This is a genomic window from Pectobacterium cacticida, assembly GCF_036885195.1.
Classification (GTDB): domain Bacteria; phylum Pseudomonadota; class Gammaproteobacteria; order Enterobacterales; family Enterobacteriaceae; genus Pectobacterium; species Pectobacterium cacticida.
In genome coordinates this window covers 2532820-2551179 of record NZ_CP133656.1, presented here as the reverse complement: position 1 = coordinate 2551179, position 18360 = coordinate 2532820, and the positions used below count along the sequence as shown (strand labels likewise).

At 54.6% G+C, this 18360-nt stretch carries 15 protein-coding genes and 2 pseudogenes; 15 read left to right on the top strand and 2 right to left on the bottom strand.

Annotation, left to right across the window (positions count from 1 at the left end; translation table 11 throughout):
* The first annotated feature begins 222 nt into the window (after positions 1 to 222).
* The 7 genes from hutW (at position 223) to fdhE (ending at position 8183) form a co-directional block, all read left to right on the top strand.
* Positions 223 to 1554 (top strand): heme anaerobic degradation radical SAM methyltransferase ChuW/HutW, encoded by a 1332-nt coding sequence (gene hutW, locus RFN81_RS11735; protein ID WP_264496023.1) that lies wholly within the window; start codon positions 223 to 225, stop codon positions 1552 to 1554.
* Entirely contained in the window at positions 1551 to 2045 is a 495-nt protein-coding gene (hutX, locus tag RFN81_RS11730) for a heme utilization cystosolic carrier protein HutX (RefSeq protein ID WP_264496022.1), read from the top strand. The genes hutW and hutX overlap by 4 nt, the downstream gene beginning before the upstream one ends.
* Positions 2042 to 2671: an NAD(P)H-binding protein gene (locus tag RFN81_RS11725; RefSeq protein ID WP_264496021.1), complete on the top strand. Its 630-nt coding sequence runs from the start codon at positions 2042 to 2044 to the stop codon at positions 2669 to 2671. The genes hutX and RFN81_RS11725 overlap by 4 nt, the downstream gene beginning before the upstream one ends.
* Before the next feature lie 151 nt (positions 2672 to 2822).
* Positions 2823 to 3299 (top strand): YlaC family protein, encoded by a 477-nt coding sequence (locus RFN81_RS11720; RefSeq protein WP_319800178.1) that lies wholly within the window; start codon positions 2823 to 2825, stop codon positions 3297 to 3299.
* 388 nt (positions 3300 to 3687) lie between these two features.
* On the top strand, positions 3688 to 6117 hold the full coding sequence (locus RFN81_RS11715) for a membrane-bound PQQ-dependent dehydrogenase, glucose/quinate/shikimate family (RefSeq protein WP_264496019.1): 2430 nt from the start codon (positions 3688 to 3690) through the stop codon (positions 6115 to 6117).
* A 227-nt stretch (positions 6118 to 6344) separates the two neighbouring features.
* The gene (locus tag RFN81_RS11710; RefSeq protein WP_264496018.1) at positions 6345 to 7073 is read left to right on the top strand and encodes a glutamine amidotransferase; all 729 of its coding nucleotides are present in this window, start codon (positions 6345 to 6347) and stop codon (positions 7071 to 7073) included.
* Positions 7074 to 7253: 180 nt separating this feature from the next.
* On the top strand, positions 7254 to 8183 hold the full coding sequence (gene fdhE / locus RFN81_RS11705; RefSeq protein WP_264496017.1) for a formate dehydrogenase accessory protein FdhE: 930 nt from the start codon (positions 7254 to 7256) through the stop codon (positions 8181 to 8183).
* A 57-nt stretch (positions 8184 to 8240) separates the two neighbouring features.
* On the opposite strand, the gene RFN81_RS11700 is transcribed toward fdhE, so the two are convergent.
* Positions 8241 to 8561, bottom strand: coding sequence for a DUF202 domain-containing protein (locus RFN81_RS11700; protein WP_264496016.1), 321 nt, complete (start codon positions 8559 to 8561; stop codon positions 8241 to 8243).
* Between the two features lie 3 nt (positions 8562 to 8564).
* Positions 8565 to 8930, bottom strand: a complete 366-nt coding sequence (locus tag RFN81_RS11695; protein WP_264496015.1) for a YidH family protein — start codon at positions 8928 to 8930, stop codon at positions 8565 to 8567.
* A 181-nt stretch (positions 8931 to 9111) separates the two neighbouring features.
* On the opposite strand from RFN81_RS11695, the gene RFN81_RS11690 reads away from it, so the two are divergent.
* From RFN81_RS11690 to RFN81_RS18775, 8 genes and pseudogenes are all read left to right on the top strand, one after another.
* Positions 9112 to 10401 carry a nitrate regulatory protein gene (locus RFN81_RS11690; protein WP_264496014.1) on the top strand — a complete coding sequence of 430 codons (1290 nt, stop codon included), beginning with the start codon at positions 9112 to 9114 and terminating at the stop codon, positions 10399 to 10401.
* A gap of 479 nt (positions 10402 to 10880) precedes the next feature.
* Positions 10881 to 12170 (top strand): CmpA/NrtA family ABC transporter substrate-binding protein, encoded by a 1290-nt coding sequence (locus RFN81_RS11685; protein ID WP_264496013.1) that lies wholly within the window; start codon positions 10881 to 10883, stop codon positions 12168 to 12170.
* Positions 12171 to 12182: 12 nt separating this feature from the next.
* Positions 12183 to 13088 carry a nitrate ABC transporter permease gene (gene ntrB, locus RFN81_RS11680; protein ID WP_264498949.1) on the top strand — a complete coding sequence of 302 codons (906 nt, stop codon included), beginning with the start codon at positions 12183 to 12185 and terminating at the stop codon, positions 13086 to 13088.
* Positions 13089 to 13098: 10 nt separating this feature from the next.
* Positions 13099 to 13893 carry an ABC transporter ATP-binding protein gene (locus tag RFN81_RS11675; protein WP_264496012.1) on the top strand — a complete coding sequence of 265 codons (795 nt, stop codon included), beginning with the start codon at positions 13099 to 13101 and terminating at the stop codon, positions 13891 to 13893.
* Between the two features lie 16 nt (positions 13894 to 13909).
* Positions 13910 to 14035, top strand: coding sequence for a hypothetical protein (locus RFN81_RS11670; protein ID WP_264496011.1), 126 nt, complete (start codon positions 13910 to 13912; stop codon positions 14033 to 14035).
* Positions 14013 to 17003, top strand: a pseudogene (gene nirB, locus RFN81_RS11665) (nitrite reductase large subunit NirB); the annotation flags it as partial. The gene RFN81_RS11670 and the pseudogene nirB, both read left to right, overlap by 23 nt.
* A 118-nt stretch (positions 17004 to 17121) precedes the next feature.
* Positions 17122 to 17955, top strand: coding sequence for a uroporphyrinogen-III C-methyltransferase (cobA, locus tag RFN81_RS11660; RefSeq protein WP_264496009.1), 834 nt, complete (start codon positions 17122 to 17124; stop codon positions 17953 to 17955).
* A 24-nt stretch (positions 17956 to 17979) separates the two neighbouring features.
* Positions 17980 to 18228 (top strand): annotated as a pseudogene (locus RFN81_RS18775) (transposase); the annotation flags it as partial.
* Between the last annotated feature and the right edge of the window lie 132 nt (positions 18229 to 18360).

The following is an 18360-nucleotide window of genomic DNA, read 5'->3' as shown; positions in this document are numbered from 1 at the left end:
ATTTAACATTTAAATGGCGTGAAGAGAATTAATGCTATGAAAATAATGAAATATTGCTGCGGCTGTTTCTAAGTAAAATATTAAATAAAATAAGTTAATTGGTTAATTTAAAGAGAAGGCACCGGAAAAATAATCGCTCGCCGCTATTCGGTCCGTCAGGTTGGTTGCTAAATAAAAATAATTATCATCTAATTTATTTTATTAATGATATGGGGGCCGCTGATGACTATTGATTTGACGCCGTATTATGCTGCACCTGGCGATCTGCCTTTTAGCGCCCGGCATATGGCTATGCCCTGGCGCAACCATGTGCCGCTTGCAGCAGAACACATTCCGGCCGGCTGGCAGGCGCTAAAGCAGCAGACAACACCCGCGCGTAAGCGCCTGCTCTACCTGCACATTCCCTTTTGCGCGACGCACTGCACCTTCTGCGGTTTTTATCAAAACAAACTGCGTGATGACAGCACGGCAAGCTATACCCGTTATCTGTTGCAGGAATTGGCGATGGAAGCAGACAGCCCATTGCACCAGTCGGCGCCGATTCACGCGGTTTACTTTGGCGGCGGCACGCCAACGGCGCTGGCGGCGCAGGAACTGTCGCAGATTATTCGGGCAATCCGCACTTCTCTGCCGCTGGCGCCGGACTGTGAAATCACGGTCGAAGGGCGGGCGATGGATTTTGACGATGCACGTATTGACGCCTGTCTGGATGCCGGGGCGAATCGGTTTTCTATTGGGATACAGACGTTTGATACGCGGATTCGTCAGCGTATGGCGCGTACCTCGGATAAACAACAATCGATTCGCTTCCTTGAGCGTCTGTGCGCGCGGGACAGGGCTGCGGTGGTGTGTGATTTGATGTTTGGCCTGCCGGACCAAACGCCAGACGTCTGGCGCGAAGATCTGGCCATTGTCAGCGATTTCCCCTTAGACGGCGTCGATCTCTACGCACTCAACCTGTTACCGACAACGCCGCTGGCGAAAGCCGCCGAAAACCAGCGTGTCACATTGCCCGATGTGGTAGCGCGACGTGATTTTTATCGGGCTGGCGCAGCGTTTTTGGCTGACGCTGGCTGGCACCAACTCAGCAATAGCCATTGGGCGCGCACCACGCGCGAGCGCAATCTGTACAACCTGCTGATTAAACAAGGCGCAGACTGCCTGGCGCTGGGGAGCGGAGCCGGCGGCAATATAAATGGGCAAGCCTACATGATGGAACGCAGTCTGGAACGCTATTACCAGCAAATCGATCAGGGGCAAAAGCCGATCATGGTGATGACACCGGCCAGTGCAACCGGGCCGTGGCAGCACCAGCTTCAGGCGGGCATAGAGGTTGGGCGCGTCAACCTGCTCCAGCTTACCGCGCATGCCCGTGAGCTACAGCCGCTACTTAGCCAGTGGCATCAGGCAGGGCTGACCTGCAACGATTCCACCTGCCTGCGCCTGACGAACGATGGCCGCTTCTGGGCGAATAACCTGATGCAGGCACTACAACAAATTATCCCCCAGCTCAATGCCGAAGCGCATAGGCACCAACCGGAGATGCAATCATGACACTGAATGAATTACTGGCGACCAACCCTGATGGCACCTTGGAAGAGATCGCCGAAAAATATAATACTACGTTATTTGCCGTCGTTGAGGCGTTGCCTGCTGCACAGCGTACATTGGTGGCGGGCGATCGTTTCGATTGGGTGTGGGATACCATTTCAACCTGGGGCGAGGTGACGCTTATTAGCCACACGGCGGATGCGATTCTGGAATTTAAAAGCGAGTTACCGACCGGCACGCACCGCCATGGCTACTTTAATTTACGGGGTAAAAATGGCTTGAGTGGGCACATTCGTGCCACGAATTGTCAGCACATTGCCTTTATCGAGCGTAAGTTCATGGGGATGGACACGGCGTCCGTAGTGTTCTTTAATGCCAACGGTGCCGCGATGTTTAAAATTTTTCTTGGGCGAGACAGCCATCGCCAATTGCTGAGCGCCCAAGTTGAGGCGTTTCGCACGTTGGCGCGTGAATTACAAGCAGAGCCGGTATGACATGGTTACTTTTTGGCGCGGGCAACGGGGTCGGTGCCTGTTTATTACAGCGCGCGATTGAGTGCGAGCAGGCGGTCGTACTCGTCTTGCGTAATCCTGAACAAGCTAAACACTGGCGTGAGCAGGGGATGACGGTGGTGGAAGGCGATGCCTGTGATCCGGAAATCATAGCGCAAGCCTGTCGTGTAGCCGGGCCATCTGCCATTGTGGTCTCGACGATGGGTGGCGGGGCGGTAAATTATCAGGGCCACCGCGCGGTGATCGATGGCGCAGAGCAGGCTGGCATTAAACGGATGCTGCTAGTGACCTCGCTGGGTTGTGGTGACAGTTGGTCGCTGTTATCGCCGCGCGCGAAAGCCACGTTTGGCTTAGCGGTACGCGAGAAGTCGCTGGCGGAATGCTGGTTGCAAAGCAGTACCTTGGATTATTGCATTGTACGCCCCGGTGGGCTGTTGGACGTGGTGGCGACGCACAATGCACGACTGACGCAAGGCGCGCCGACATTAGGGTTAGTGTCGCGCTGGGATGTGGCGCTGGCCGTTGATCAACTCCTGCAACAGCCCGTGTTTGGTAACCGCATTTACCATCTGGTCGATCCCGATCTCGTTATGCCTGCCATTCCCTAATCCCTGCCACACCGTGCGTTACGGTTGCCGGGGTTCCCTGCCCCGGCATTTAAAACGGCGATAATCAGCCGAAAACGGCATCTGTTATCTCTTATCCGTCTATGGTCTAATTGGCGTCAGCAGAGTGGTATTCCTACGCAGGATGATGATAATGGACGAAGTAAAACGCCTTCTGACCGAAGAAATCGAACGCATTAACCGAGAAGAAAAACGCGACAATAAAATACGTTTTAGCCGTAAATTCATGCGGTCCCATCCCTATTTATTTGCTGCGATGCTGGTGAGCTACCTGCCGGTGGCGTTTATTCTCTTCTATGCCCCTTATTTTGGTTTACCGTATCTGATCGGTTTTACCGTTTTTCTGCTGGTGATGACGCTGGCGCTCTCGGCCGATATTAACCCGACCTACCACTTTGAAGACATCGATGCCTTGGATTTACGCGTATGTTATAACGGCGAGTGGTTTACGATCCGTCACGTATCGCAGGACACGCTGGATCAGTTGCTACGCAATGCGCAGGTGCCGCCCGCGGTGAAAGCGGGGATAGAGAAAATTCAGCAGACCAAAGGCGAAGTTGATTTCTACGATATTTTCTCACTGGCTTATCGACAGCAGCCTTCAACCTGAAGAGACTAACAGCCGCGATTTTGTTTCGCTATAAGATCACGGTTGTTTATATTTTTCATTGTTTATTATCACCAGAAGAAATTTCTTATTCTCCATTCTCCCTTTCTTTCTGCACGGATCGTTGGTTGCGAGAACCGACATCCTTGCCGCATTCATGTTATGAAAAGTTTGTTTTTTTATTAATAAAATGCAATATGATGGTGACCTATTAAAAAGCATCTACGCTATGTAATGGGAAGAGAGTGATATATCCCGAATATTTATCTGGTTTATCAATCCTCACTCTTTTTTTTAACGTACTCACGTAATGCCTCCTTTTCCTCATCATGTGTCAGATATAGGGTCGATGATGTAAGGAAAAGGTGTGCTCATATTGATGGAATTTTCTATGGCAAAACCACTTGCGTCCAGATTGCAGCGTTTGTGGCTGTTGATCTTGGGCTTAATCATCACGGGGATAGGCGTTTTTTTCGTCTATTTTGGTATCAAACTGATGAATTTGGGAGGGAGTCCCTATTTTCTGATATCCGGCATAGCCTTGCTGGTATCCGGTGTTCTGATTTGGCGTAAAAGCGTCGTAGGCGCTTATGTGTATGCGGCCGTCTTATTGGGAACCGCCGTGTGGGCATTATGGGATGTGGGGCTTGATTTCTGGCCGCTGGTGTCACGTTTGCTCACGCTGGCAGGGATTGCCATACTGGTCGCGTTGTCACTACCGTTATTGCGTAATCGCGCAGGCGAACAACCCGGTTGGCGTGTCGCAGGGGGGGCGGCGGGGGCATTGGCGCTGGCCTTTGTTGCTACAGTAGGTGGGATGTTTGTTCCTCATGAGCCAGTGCCTTTTTCCGGTGCTCAACTGCCGTTAGTCCCGGTTAAACCCGGAGAAGAGCAGCGGAACTGGGCTCACTATGGCAACACGTCAGGCGGATCGCGCTTCGTGGCGTTAGATCAGATCACGCGTGATAACGTGAAAGATCTCCAGGTCGCATGGACATATCGTACCGGTGATGTGCCAGTAAGCCCGGGGGGTGGGGGGGCCGAGGATCAGGAGACGCCGTTGCAGGTGGGCAATCGGCTATTTCTTTGTACCCCGCATAACAACATCATTGCCGTGGATGCGACGAGCGGCAAACAGCTATGGAAAACGGAAATCGGCGCCCATCAGAAAAAGTGGATGCGCTGCCGGGGGCTAGCCTATTTTGACGTCACACAGCCGCTGGTGCAGCCGGAGTTGCCGGGTTCAACGCCCGTCAAACCCGTCTCAGTAGCGGCAGGCGCGGTTTGTCAGCGCCGTATTCTGATGAATAGCGTGACGCCGGAACTGATCGCGGTGGATGCGGACACCGGCGCGTTTTGTCCGGATTTCGGCACCAATGGTCGGGTCGATCTCAGTGCGCACATGGGTAAAGGGGGAGACACTGGCGAATATTATCCGACCTCAGCGCCAACGCTGGCGGGTACGACCATCGTTATCGGCGGTAGAGTGGCGGATAATGTCAGCCTCGATATGCCGGGCGGTGTCGTGCGCGGGTTTGATGTGATTACCGGTAAGCTACGCTGGGCGTTCGATCCCGGTCACCCGCAGGACACAACAGAACCCGCGCCGGGTCAGGATTATACGCGCTCCACGCCTAACGTCTGGGCGCCCATGTCCTACGATCCGCAGTCAAATACGGTATTTATGCCAACGGGAAGCGCCGCTATCGATTTATGGGGCGTCAAACGCAGCAGCCTGGATCGTGAATTTGGCGCGTCAATGGTCGCCGTGGATGCTTCAACGGGGCGAGTCAAGTGGGTTTATCAGACGGTTCACAATGATCTATGGGATTTTGATGTACCGATGCAGCCTTCGTTCGTTAATTTCCCCAGCGCAGATGGCAAAAGTGTTCCTGCGTTAGTGTTCGGCACTAAGGCCGGGCAACTGTTCGTTCTCGATCGTGCAACCGGCAAGCCATTGACGAAAGTTGAAGAAAGGAAGGTTGATCAGGGGGAGATTCCCGACGAGGTGTATTCGCCGACACAACCGGTTTCCGTTGGTATGCCGCAAATCGGCGCCGATGTCCTGAAAGAATCGGATATGTGGGGGGCGACGCCATTCGACCAACTGCTATGCCGTATCCACTTCAAGTCGAAACGCTACAACGGGTTATTTACGCCGCCGGGCCACGATCCGTCACTTAATCTGCCGGGCTCTTTAGGGGGCATGAACTGGGGCGGGCTATCTACCGATCCGGTAAACAACTATCTATTCGTGAACGACATGCGCGTAGGGCTAGAGGTGCAACTTGTCCCGACGTCAGCGGCAGATCGGGGTAAAAAAAGTGATGGCAACGAAGCTGCCAGTATCAATCGCCCGGTGCCGCTGGACGGCACGCCTTACTCGGTTAACGCCAAAGTGCGTTTTATGTCGCCAATCGAAATCCCTTGTCAGAAACCCCCTTACGGCACGTTGACCGCGGTAGATTTAACAACGCAGAAAATTGTCTGGCAGGTGCCGGTCGGTACGGTGAAGGATACCGGGCCATTCGGCATCAAGATGGGGTTGCCGATCCCGATTGGTATGCCAACCATTGGTGGTACGCTTGCTACACAGGGCGGTTTGGTGTTTATCGCCTCGACGCAGGATTACTATCTGCGCGCTTTTGATAGTTCGACCGGCAAGGAGGTATGGAAAGCCCGTTTGCCAGTAGGAAGCCAAGGTACGCCTATCAGCTATAAGTCGCCGATCGATGGTAAACAATATGTTGTTATCTCAGCCGGTGGCGCACGTAACTCACCGGATCGCGGTGATTATGTGATTGCCTATCGGCTACCGTGATAGTAAAAGCGCGGCAGTGCTATTGACATTGCGGTATTGCCGTTGACATTGTAGGCGTAAAGGCCATCGGTTATTACGGTGGCCTTTTACTTCCTCGCATGTAGGTTGGCCAGGCGGCGTACTACGTGAGTGCTATGTTCGTTGTGATGGCGGATGCCGTATGTTGTGGCCTTTACGTCGGGACGTTTTCTATACAAAGCAATTCTCCAATACGGGTGAACAGGACAATGAGCGAAAAGGTATTGTTGGTGATTCAGTTGGGGCAACCGCCGCAAGGGATTGCCGCGCAGGTGGGGCAACAAGGGGAATGGTTTTGCGATGCGGTACAGGGCCAGGGAAAAACGCAGCCAGTGCAGGTAGTGCGCCCCGATCTGGGTGAACCGTTACCGCCATTTGACGCGGTAGCGGCGGTGATTATCACCGGCTCATGGTCGATGGTTACCGATCGGCTGGAGTGGAGTGAATACACCGCAGGTTGGCTGCGAGAAGCATTCCACGCGGATGTCCCGCTATTGGGCGTCTGTTATGGACATCAACTGCTGGCCGATGCGCTGGGTGGTAAAGTGGGTGATAACCCGAACGGCAAGGAAGTCGGTGTTCAGGTGGTGACAACGAATGACGCCGCGGCGCAAGATCCCTTATTGCGTGATTTTCCACCGCAGTTCGGCGCTTACCTGACGCATCAACAATCTGTGTTGGAAGCGCCCGAAGGCGCGCAGGTGCTGGCAAGCTCACAGATGGACGGTTGCCAGATTATCCGTTATAGCGACAAGGTTCTGACCGTACAATTCCATCCTGAATTCAACGCTAACATCATGTGCGCGTGCCTGCGCCATAATGCAACGGCGCTGCGACAGGACGGTTACGATGTCGAACAGATGATGACCATCCCGCAAGAGCCGGTTTGGGCGCGTAAAATTCTACTGGATTTTGTACAACGTTACGCGGCGAAATAGGCTGTGAATTCGACCCAACGACCGCATCTAACGTAGCTAAATACCCATGTTAATGCGTTTATTTTTGCGATGTTTCATGCGATCCTGAGAGATAGTTTAGCGGTTGAGGCCGTTTCTCTCTGCCTCAACGCTTTCCCGCCTCTTATCGCCGAGACACCATAAATAACAGGAAAATCCCTGATGAGTATTCGCATTGTTCCTCAGGAACAGTTAGCCCAGAATGAAAAACGGGCGTCGGAAGGACATATTCCCCCACTGCTTTTCGCCAATCTAAAAAGTCTGTACAGCAGTCGCGCGGAGCGTCTGCGCCAGTTGGCTGAAAATCACCCGCTGGGGGATTATCTCACCTTCGCCGCAGGCGTGGTGGAGGCCCAGCAGAAGGTATTACACGATCATCCGTTACAGCGTGATCTTAGTCACGTGCTGGCCCAGTCCGGCGAACGCCCGCCGCTCGATATCGCGGTGTTCCCGCGTGATGCGCATTGGCTCACGTTACTGCGAGCGCTGATCGAAGAATTGAAACCGGGAGCCAGCGGGCAGGTTTTCTCTACGCTGGAGAACCTGGAAAAAACCTCGGAGCAGGAACTGGAAGAACAGGCGACGGCATTGCTGCAACATGAATTTCATGCTGAAAGCAATGATAAAGCCCCCTTCATCTGGGCGGCGCTATCACTGTTTTGGGCGCAAATGGCTAGCCTGTTGCCGGGTAAGGCGCGCGCCATTCCCGGCGAACATCGTCAATTCTGCCCGGTGTGTGGCAGCATTCCGGTGTCAGGCGTGGTGCAGTTAGGGTCGTCCAGCGGGCTACGTTACTTACACTGTAACCTGTGTGAGAGCGAATGGCATATGGTGCGGATAAAGTGCAGTAACTGTGAAGCCTCAAACGATCTTAATTATTGGTCGCTGGATAGTGAAAATGCCGCCATTAAAGCGGAAAGTTGCGGTTATTGCGGCACCTACCTGAAGCTGTTATATCAGGAAAAAGATCACCGAGTGGAAGCTGTCGCCGACGATCTGGCTTCGCTGGTGCTGGATGTGAAAATGGAAGAAGAAGGTTTTTCTCGCAGTAGCATTAATCCCTTTCTATTCCCGGAAAGTGCGATCGAATAATCCGCCTCATCGGTGAAGCGTCTTTGCGCTTCACCGTCTCCCTTAGCACATTGCGTATCACGCCACGCCGCTGAAATGTAGCAGTAGCACCAGTGCGGCGATCGCCGTTGACGCTGATGTGAGCACGATCAGCCCGTGGCTAAAGCGTGATAGCACCAACTGGCTATCGGCATCAAAGCGATAGCGTAACACCGCCAGCACCGACATCAAGGCGCAAACGCCTAACAGTAGACTGGCGATGACAAAAACGACACGGCTGTCGTCTGCGATTGCCAGACGAAAACATAATAGGCTATTGATAAGCATCACAAACAATGTACGCGACCAGGCCATACCGGTGCGCTGGGGCTGTAACCCTGGGTCGCGAGTCGTCGCCATGGGCTACCCGATCAGGATCATGGCGGCGAGCGCGAGGGCAATCAGCGTGATGAATAGCGTCACGATCGGCAGCATTAGCGTGTATGGCATATCGCTTTCCTGGCGCATGGCTTTCTCATTACTGACCCAGCGACGATAGGCCAGACTGCCAAGCAGCGCCGCACAAACGACCAGTAGCAGAGCCAGCCCCTGACGCAGCAGCGGATCGAGGTGTACGGTAAATTGGTCGATACCCACTGCGCCCGCGAGAAACGCCAGCGCGGTGCGAATCCATGCCAGAAAGGTACGCTCATTCGCTAATGAAAAGCGGTAATCCGGGGTTTTCCCCTGGCGCCACCACGGTGTCTTATCCTGTTTACCTAAGGTCATATCATCGTCTGATTTTAAGTTGAAAGGCGGTGTAGGTCAGTACGCAATGCCCGCATTCTAGCGATCTCTGCCGATTTCGTCTGCCACAAAAGTTGGCAAGATTAACGAAAACGGTTGCTACTGCCTGTCGCTGGCGCGCTAATTGCATATTTACGCGTGTGATTTTTTCAGGAGAGATGCTATGACGGCGGAGCCTTCAACGACCATTCGCTTTTTACTGGCTTCGCGTCAGTGTGAGCTCAACAGCCTGCGCTATCTGTTACAAAATGGCGAGTTAGTAGGGAAAATCAGCCAGCTTGTGCATTTATTACAGCGTGAACGAGGAACGTCCAACCTCTTTCTTTGTTCTAAGGGGCGATTTTTCACCGACGAATTGGCGCTACGTGAAAATGATGTGCAGGCGGCGCAAGCGCATTTGATGGCGCATCTGCTGGAGTTAGAAAAAATGACGGCGGAATTACCGCAGGCAAGCCGTCTGTTTAGCCGCGTGGCTAGTGTCGTTTATGCCTTGGGCCTCCTGCCTGCGTTACGCCTGCAGATCCGTCAGCGCAGGCTGCCTCAACCGCAAGCGATGACATTTTTCAATGACATCATCCGTAACCTGCTGGCGCTGGTGTTTGAAGTCTCGGATACGGCGGCCGATCCGGAGATCTCCCGTGCGCTGATTGCCATGTTCAGTTTTATGCAGGGTAAAGAACTGGCGGGGCAGGAACGTGCTATTGGCGCAGCGGCCTATGCCACGGGGAGTGTCGATGAGGAAATCCGGCAAAAGTTGCTGGATTTAATCGAACGGCAGGAGCGCTGTTTCGACACTTTTTGGAATTTTAGCGATGAGGAAAATCAGCAACGTTGGCAGGTTATTGCGGTAGATAGCGAGTTCGAACGCCTGCGCCGCATAATATGTACGCGCAGTCCGCTGGAAAAATTGTCTGAAGCCGATAGCCTGCATTGGTTTTCGATTGCCACGCGCCGCATCGATGAAATGAAACAAATAGAGGACGCGTTGGAGCAAGCACTGATGCAGCACTGCCGTACCCGCATCGCGGCGGCGGAAAAGGCATGCAGCGATCAGCGCGCCGATCTCGAAGAACTGATGGCGCAGCAGGAGAATACTGACCCCGGTTATTCGGTATTTATCGCCGGTCATGATGTAGAAGGTCAACATACGCAGCCCGGCTGGCTGCATAGCGACGGTGTCAGTCCACAGTTGGGGCGCTCGCTGTTATCACTGGTACAGCAACAATCTCGGCGCTTGCAGGCGTTGGATCATGAACTCACGGCGTTACGTGCCACGTTGAATGAAAGAAAACAGATCGATCGTGCCAAAGGGTTGCTGATGCAAATCCGCGGATTAAGTGAAGAAGAGGCCTACAGCACTCTGCGTCGCATGGCGATGAGCCAGAATAAAAAGCTGATTGATATCGCGACGGCGATGCTGTCGGTCGCTGATGTCTTCATCGATAACCCTTAAGAGGTATATGCACACAAACTGTGCGTGTTCTGCTTGCTAGCGGTGCAAGACGCCGTCTTGTGAGAGGGGACATCATGAAGTCACTGACGGAGTGGCGTGGTTTCTCGCGCAAAACCCACGGGTCACGGGGCGGCGACGATTGAGCGCCCCGTATCGGGCGCGTGCTATGGCGTAGCATAGAAATGGCAATATTCTCTGGCGCGGAATAATCCTCATAATTTACATGTGGTTACCGAAATTTCAGTTCACTTCTCGATTAAACAACCCCGCGCGATAATACGTAAAATTGTGATAGCTGGCACAAACCTTGCTTTAACTCACTAGCAACAACCTAACATTGATAATGCGTTTCGGGCCAATGGCGGTGCGAAAGGTGTTAATCGGATAACGGCGTCCATAAGCGTGCAGATTCAGCACGGGTTTATGGACGCCGTTTTTTTTACCCTCTAAAAAGCGTTTTATACGCAAAGGTGTCGTTGATGAGTGATTCCAAAACCAGTGATTCCAAAACCAGTGATTCCAAAACAAAGAGCATGACCGTCTCTCGCCGTCAATTTCTTTTGGGGAGCGCCGCATTGGGAGGCAGCCTAATGCTGTCTGGTGTGATGAATAGCGCCTGGGCGGCGGGTTCTGACGCGCCGGAGAAAAAGGAAATTCGGGTTGGCTTCATTCCGCTCACGGACTGCGCTTCCGTCGTCATGGCAGCCGTCAAAGGTTTCGATAAAAAATACGGCATTACTATCATACCCAGCAAAGAAGCCAGTTGGGCGGCGGTACGTGACAAACTGGTATCAGGTGAATTAGATGCCGCCCACATCCTGTACGGGCAACTGTACGGCCTGCAAATGGGGCTGTCAGGCGCGCAGAGCAACATGGCGTCACTGATGACCCTGAGTCAAAATGGACAAGGGATCACGCTGGCGAACCAACTGCGGTCAGACAATGTGACCGATCTCGCTGCACTACAAAAACATATCGCCGCCAGCCCGGCAGGCACCTACACCTTTGCACAAACCTTCCCGACTGGCACACACGCTATGTGGCTCTATTACTGGCTGGCCTCCGCCGGCATTCATCCACTGAATGACGTTCGCACCGTCGTGGTGCCGCCGCCGCAGATGGTGATGAATATGAAGATTGGCAACATGGTCGGTTATTGCGTCGGTGAACCGTGGAACCAGCGTGCCATCAGCGAAAAAATTGGTTTTACCGCCGCCACCTCGCAAGAAATTTGGCCGGATCACCCGGAAAAAGTATTGGGAACACGAGCCGACTGGGTGAGCGCCAACCCCCATAGCGCCCGCGCGCTGACCGCCGCGATCCTCGATGCCTCACGCTGGATAGATGCTTCAGATGACAACCGTCGCGAGACGGCAGGGGTGATTGCCGGACGCGCTTACATCAATGCCAAAGAAGCAACGATTGTCGGACGCATGCTCGGTCAGTACGAAAACGGTCTGGGAAAACGCTGGCAAGACGACCACGCGATGCGTTTCTACCACGACGGCGCCGTCAACTATCCCTATCTGTCCGACGGGATGTGGTTCCTCACACAGCATAAACGCTGGGGCTTACTGACCGCCGATCCAGACTATCTGGCCGTCGCGAAACAGGTAAATCGAATTGATATCTATAAACAGGCGGCGGAAACCGTAGGAAATGTACCGTTGCCGGGCAGCGACATGCGCAGCAGCGTGCTCATCGACGGTATCCGTTGGGATGGCAGCGATCCGGCGGGTTATGCCAACCGTTTTAGCGTGAAGAAATAGGCGAGGTCGATGATGAAAAACCAGGCACACAGTATTCCGATGACGGTGGATAACGCCGTGGAAACCACGCATGGCGCTGAAATTATGTCGCTGCCAACCAAACCGGCGACGCCTGCGAAAGTACCCGCTTTTACCCATCGCCCGGCGCTGCGTAAGCTGTTTCAGTCCTTTTTTGCCGCGGTGCTGGGGCTAGGGTTATTGGTCGCGGTCTGGCAAATCGCCGCGCTCAACAGCGACAATTTCCCGACACCATGGGCGACCTGGCTTGCCGCGCTCAGCCTGTTTGCCGATCCGTTTTATATTGCCGGGCCGAACGACCAGGGGATCGGTTGGAATGTTTTGGCGTCGCTGCAACGCGTGGGGATTGGCTTTGGACTGGCGGCGTTGGTTGGGATTCCCGCAGGCTTCCTGATTGGTCGTTTTACTTTTCTGGCCAATATGCTGAACCCCATTATTGCGCTGCTGCGTCCGGTCAGCCCACTGGCATGGCTGCCTATCGGGTTACTGCTGTTCCAACGTGCGGAACCCGCATCCACCTGGACTATTTTTATCTGTTCTATCTGGCCAATGATCCTCAATACCGCCGAAGGCGTGCGCCGTATTCCGCAGGATTACCTGAACGTGGCCCGCGTACTGAAACTCTCTGAATTCGCCATCATGCGTAAAATTTTGCTGCCTGCGGTGTTGCCTAACATTCTCACCGGCGTACGGCTGTCGATAGGCATTGCCTGGCTGGTGATTGTGGCAGCGGAAATGTTGACGGGCGGCGTTGGTATCGGCTTCTGGATTTGGAACGAATGGAACAACCTGAATGTGGAAAATATCATCATCGCCATCGTGGTGATTGGTGTGATCGGTCTGCTGCTGGAGCAGGGGCTGGTGTGGATTGCTAACCGTTTCAGCTATGACGATCGCTAAGGAGTCGACGATGCGTACAACCCCAATTATTCAAGTGCAGAAGGTGAGCCAGCGTTTTAACACCGCCAGCGGTGAGTTTCTGGCGCTGGATCAGGTAGATTTTGATATTCACACCGGTGAGACGATCAGCCTGATCGGCCATTCCGGCTGCGGTAAATCGACGTTATTGAACCTGATCGCCGGTCTGACGCTGCCGAGCAGCGGCGGCCTGCTGTGCGACAACCGTGAAATCGACGGGCCGGGGCCAGAGCGCGGCGTGGTGTTTCAGAACCATTCGCTGCTGCCGTGGCTGACCACGTATGAAAACGTGGCGTTGGCGGTACGCCAGGTCTTTCGCGGGCAGATGGACAAACGCGAAATGCATGAGTGGATCATGCACAACCTAGAACTGGTACACATGGAGCACGCGCAGCATAAGCGCCCGAATGAAATCTCCGGCGGGATGAAGCAGCGTGTGGGGATCGCCCGCGCGTTGGCGATGAAGCCGAAAGTGCTGTTAATGGATGAACCGTTCGGCGCGTTGGATGCGTTGACGCGCGCGCACCTCCAGGATGCTGTGATGGCGATCCAGCAGCGGTTGCACACCACGATTGTACTGATTACACACGATGTGGATGAGGCGGTGCTGCTGTCGGATCGTGTGCTGATGATGACCAACGGCCCGGCGGCGACGGTCGGTGAAATCATGACGGTCACGCTGGAACGCCCGCGTTCACGCATTGCGCTGGCCGACGATCCGCGTTACCACCAGTATCGCCAGCAGGTATTGCATTTCCTCTATGAAAAACAGCCTAAAGCCGCCTGATGGCAGGACGAGAACGATGATGAAACCGCATCTGATGGTGATTGGCAATGGGATGGCGAGCGCACGCTTCGTCGCGACGCGGCGACAACTTGCTGTGATGCGTTATTGGATCATTGCCGTTGTTTGGCCTTTCTTCTCCTGATTCTGACGTACGGTCTGAAGCTGTAAGGATTTCTGTCATGAGTAAACCTATTTTAGTGGTTGTCGGCCACGGTATGGTCGGTCACTATTTTCTTGAACAATTGGTCGAGCGCGAACTGCACCAGCATTATCACATCGTGGTTTTCGGTGAAGAACGGCATGAGGCTTACGATCGTGTCCATCTGTCTGAATATTTTTCCGGGCGCAGCGCCGCCTCGCTGTCTCTGGTAAAAGCGGGCTTTTTCGCCGAGAGCGGTATTGAATTGCGCCGTGGTTGCGAGATCGTGGCGATCGATCGCGAACGCCAGTGTGTGTGTGATGCGCAGGGTAGGGAAACCGCTTACGACAAGCTGGTGCTGGCGACGGGCTCTTATGCGTTTGTTCCGCCGATTCCCGGTAACACGCGTCCCGGCTGTCTGGTGTATCGCACGTTAGACGATCTGGACGCGATTGCGGCACAGGCGAAAAAAGCGACATCCGGCGTGGTGATTGGCGGCGGCTTGCTGGGGCTGGAGGCCGCCAACGCGCTGCGTCAATTGGGGCTGGAGACCCATGTGGTGGAGTTTGCGCCACGCCTGATGGCGGTACAGTTGGATGACGGCGGCGCCGCCATGCTGCGACGCAAGATTGATGCGCTGGGCGTACAGATTCACGTCAGCAAAGAAACACGGGAAATTACCGACGGCGAGCAGGCGTTGCATCGCCTCTGCTTTGCTGACGGCAGCGTACTGGAAACCGATTTGGTGCTGTTTTCCGCCGGGATTCGCCCGCGTGACAAACTGGCGGATAGTTGTGATTTAGCGAAGGGGCCCCGCGGCGGCATTGTGATTGATGACCATTGCCAAACCTCCGATAAGGCGATCTTCGCCATCGGCGAATGCGCGTTGTGGCAAGGCCAAATTTTTGGCCTTGTGGCGCCGGGCTACCAGATGGCGCGTAGCGTGGCCGATACGCTGGCGCAGCGCGACACGCCGTTTACCGGCGCAGACATGAGCACCAAGCTAAAACTCCTGGGCGTTGACGTGGCCTCAATTGGCGATGCGCACGGACGCACGGCGGGAAGCCAAAGCTACCAGTGGACGGACGGCCCGAACGAAATCTACAAAAAAATAGTGGTTTCCGCCGATGGTAAGCAGCTGTTAGGTGCCGTGCTGGTTGGCGACAGTAGCGATTACAGCACGCTGTTGCAAATGATGCTCAACGCGATGCCGTTGCCTGCACAGCCGGAAGGGCTGATTCTACCGGCGCGTTCTGGTGATGCGCCGAAAGGACTGGGCGTGGCGGCGTTACCGGCCAGCGCCCAGATCTGTTCCTGCCATAACGTCAGCAAAGGCGATATTTCGGCCGCGGTGGCAGGCGGTTGCAGCGAACTTGGCGCGCTAAAAACCTGCACTAAGGCGGGGACCGGCTGTGGCGGCTGTGTGCCGCTGCTTAAACAGGTGATGGAATATGAACTGACGCAGTTGGGCGTTGAGGTGAAAAAAGATGTTTGCGAGCACTTCGCCTATTCACGTCAGGAGCTATATCACCTGATCCGCGTGCATGAAATCCGTTCATTCGACAGCCTGCTTGAGCGTTATGGCCACGGGCTGGGCTGCGAAGTGTGTAAGCCGCTGGTGGGATCGATGCTGGCCTCTTGTTGGAATGATTACCTGTTACAGCCGCAGCATTTGCCATTACAGGACACCAACGATCGTTTCTTTGCCAATATCCAAAAAGATGGCACGTACTCCGTGGTACCGCGCATCCCAGCGGGAGAAATTACGCCAGCGGGGTTGATCGCTATCGGCCAGGTGGCGCAACGCTACAACCTATATACCAAGATCACTGGCGGCCAGCGGGTGGATTTATTCGGTGCGCGATTGGAACAACTGCCGGCGATCTGGCGTGAACTGATTGAAGCCGGATTCGAAACCGGCCATGCCTACGGCAAATCGTTGCGTACCGTAAAATCCTGCGTGGGATCGACCTGGTGCCGCTACGGCGTACAGGATTCCACCGGGTTGGCGATTCAACTGGAACACCGTTACAAAGGGCTGCGTTCGCCGCATAAGATCAAAATGGCGGTGTCTGGCTGCACCCGAGAGTGTGCAGAAGCGCAGAGTAAAGATATCGGCGTGATTGCCACAGATAAAGGTTGGAATCTCTACGTGTGCGGCAATGGCGGCATGAAGCCGCGCCATGCGGATCTCTTCGCCAGCGATCTGGATACCGCTACCCTGCTGCGTACCATCGACCGGGTCTTGATGTTCTATATCCGTACCGCCGATCGCCTGCAACGTACCAGTACCTGGATGGATAATCTGGAAGGTGGTATCGACTATTTGCGCCAGGTGATTCTGGAAGACAGCCTGCATATTGGCGAAGAATTGGATCAAGAGATGCAGCGTGTGGTGGAAACTTACCAGTGCGAATGGCATACCACACTGGAAAGCCCGGAACGTCTGGCATTGTTCCGCGGTTTTCTGAACAGCGATAGCCCGGATGAAGCGGTAGTGATGGTGCCAGAGCGTGGACAGATTCGCCCGGCACAGGATCATGAGAAAGCGGTATCGCCAGAACCGGTTGCGCTGAAGCCCACGGCACATGAAGCGGAATGGGTACGGGTGGCGACGCTGAGGGATATTCCGCGTTATGCCGGTATGGCAGCACGCCTTGGGCAACAGCAAATCGCGCTATTCCATCTGCCGGGTAGCGAGCAGCAGGTGTACGCGCTGGAGAATCATGAACCGGGCAGCGGGGCGAATGTGTTGGCGCGAGGGTTGATCGGTGATGTGGCGGGCGAAGCGGTGGTGATTTCTCCATTATATAAAAAACGCTTCAGGCTGAGGGATGGCGTAAGCCCGGACGATAGCACGTTGTCCGTGCGTGTCTGGCCGGTGCGCGTAGAAAACGACGAGATTTGGGTATGTAGTCAACCGCTAGCGGTGCCGGAACGTGCCGAACGGGCAGAGACGACTATGGCGTAAGCATCATGAACACACGTCTGTCGGACAACGTGCCCCTATTGTGGCGGCGGCGGGCGGCGATAACGGTTAATGAATTGGCAAAAATCAGGTTGAGCGCCACGGCGTAATGAGGTGTGACATGATGGCAATACAAGCAATATTGGCGCAGGGAGCGCGGCATCAACCCGTACTCGGCGGTGAAATCTGGCTCGTGGGCGCCGGGCCGGGCGATGCAGAATTGCTGACGCTGAAGGCGCTGCGGGCTATCCAGCAGGCCGATGTGGTGGTCTACGATCGGCTGGTTTCGGCCGAGATCATGGATGTCGTCCCGGAGCAGGCGCTGTGTATCGATGTCGGGAAAACGCGCGGTTGTCATCGCCTGTCACAGGATAAAATCAACCACTTGTTAGTCGAGTTGGCGCAGGCCGGGCAGCGGGTGATCCGTCTCAAGGGCGGCGACCCGTTTATTTTCGGTCGCGGCGGCGAAGAGATGGCGTATGCGCAGCAGGCTGGGATCGTGTGCCATGTCGTGCCGGGGATTACTGCCGCGACCGGCTGTGCGGCGGCGGTGGGGTTACCTCTGACGCATCGCGCTTGTGCACAATCGGTACGTTTCGTGACCGGGCATGCACAGCATGGCGAGCCGCAGTTAGACTGGCCAACGCTGGCGGATCCTCAGCAAACGCTGGTGTTTTATATGGGGTTAGGTCATAGCAGCCGACTATGCCAGCGTCTGATTGAACACGGGCTGTCGGGGCAGACACCGGTGGCGATTATCGAACGCGGTACGCAACCCGATCAGCGACTATTGGCCGCAACGCTGGCCACCTTACCAACCTTGCTGGCACGCTATCAGCCACAGTCGCCCAGCCTGCTGGTGGTCGGCGAGGTGGTGCGTTTCTGTCGCGATGCGGCATTGCGGGTTGATGCGATGCCGGCATGGCTGACGATGGAAAAACATGAGGTTGCCTGACGGTAACCGCTTCCGCTTTACCGTCAGCGCCGCTCGCTACTATTCTATATTGCACAAACGGGAAGCACGTCTAAACCCGCAGATTTCATGGCTGCTCTGGCTGCACCGCTATCAACGGGTCAGGAGGATATTATGCCAATTGCAGAACAATTGCAGAAAATGGGATTCGATGAAGGAATTCAACGCGGCATTCAGCAAGGTATTGAACAAGGAATGAAAAGCAGTGCCAGGCAGATTGCCCGAGAGTTATTGTTGACGGGTAAGATCACCTGACTTGATGATCACGATGTCGAACAACTGGTAACAGCGATGCTGCGTGAAAATAATCATTAAGGCCGTCATTAAAATCGAGCGTTGCAGATGCCTTCCACGGGATAAGGCTCCCAACGCCCGCGATGTTTTATC

Bases quoted from the DNA above. Each gene is read 5' to 3' on its own strand.
- hutW (WP_264496023.1), top strand. From the start codon at position 223: ATGACTATTGATTTGACGCCGTATTATGCTGCACCTGGCGATCTGCCT.
- hutX (WP_264496022.1), top strand. From the start codon at position 1,551: ATGACACTGAATGAATTACTGGCGACCAACCCTGATGGCACCTTGGAA.
- RFN81_RS11725 (WP_264496021.1), top strand. From the start codon at position 2,042: ATGACATGGTTACTTTTTGGCGCGGGCAACGGGGTCGGTGCCTGTTTA.
- RFN81_RS11720 (WP_319800178.1), top strand. From the start codon at position 2,823: ATGGACGAAGTAAAACGCCTTCTGACCGAAGAAATCGAACGCATTAAC.
- RFN81_RS11715 (WP_264496019.1), top strand. From the start codon at position 3,688: ATGGCAAAACCACTTGCGTCCAGATTGCAGCGTTTGTGGCTGTTGATC.
- RFN81_RS11710 (WP_264496018.1), top strand. From the start codon at position 6,345: ATGAGCGAAAAGGTATTGTTGGTGATTCAGTTGGGGCAACCGCCGCAA.
- fdhE (WP_264496017.1), top strand. From the start codon at position 7,254: ATGAGTATTCGCATTGTTCCTCAGGAACAGTTAGCCCAGAATGAAAAA.
- RFN81_RS11700 (WP_264496016.1), bottom strand. From the start codon at position 8,561: ATGGCGACGACTCGCGACCCAGGGTTACAGCCCCAGCGCACCGGTATG.
- RFN81_RS11695 (WP_264496015.1), bottom strand. From the start codon at position 8,930: ATGACCTTAGGTAAACAGGATAAGACACCGTGGTGGCGCCAGGGGAAA.
- RFN81_RS11690 (WP_264496014.1), top strand. From the start codon at position 9,112: ATGACGGCGGAGCCTTCAACGACCATTCGCTTTTTACTGGCTTCGCGT.
- RFN81_RS11685 (WP_264496013.1), top strand. From the start codon at position 10,881: ATGAGTGATTCCAAAACCAGTGATTCCAAAACCAGTGATTCCAAAACA.
- ntrB (WP_264498949.1), top strand. From the start codon at position 12,183: ATGAAAAACCAGGCACACAGTATTCCGATGACGGTGGATAACGCCGTG.
- RFN81_RS11675 (WP_264496012.1), top strand. From the start codon at position 13,099: ATGCGTACAACCCCAATTATTCAAGTGCAGAAGGTGAGCCAGCGTTTT.
- RFN81_RS11670 (WP_264496011.1), top strand. From the start codon at position 13,910: ATGATGAAACCGCATCTGATGGTGATTGGCAATGGGATGGCGAGCGCA.
- cobA (WP_264496009.1), top strand. From the start codon at position 17,122: ATGATGGCAATACAAGCAATATTGGCGCAGGGAGCGCGGCATCAACCC.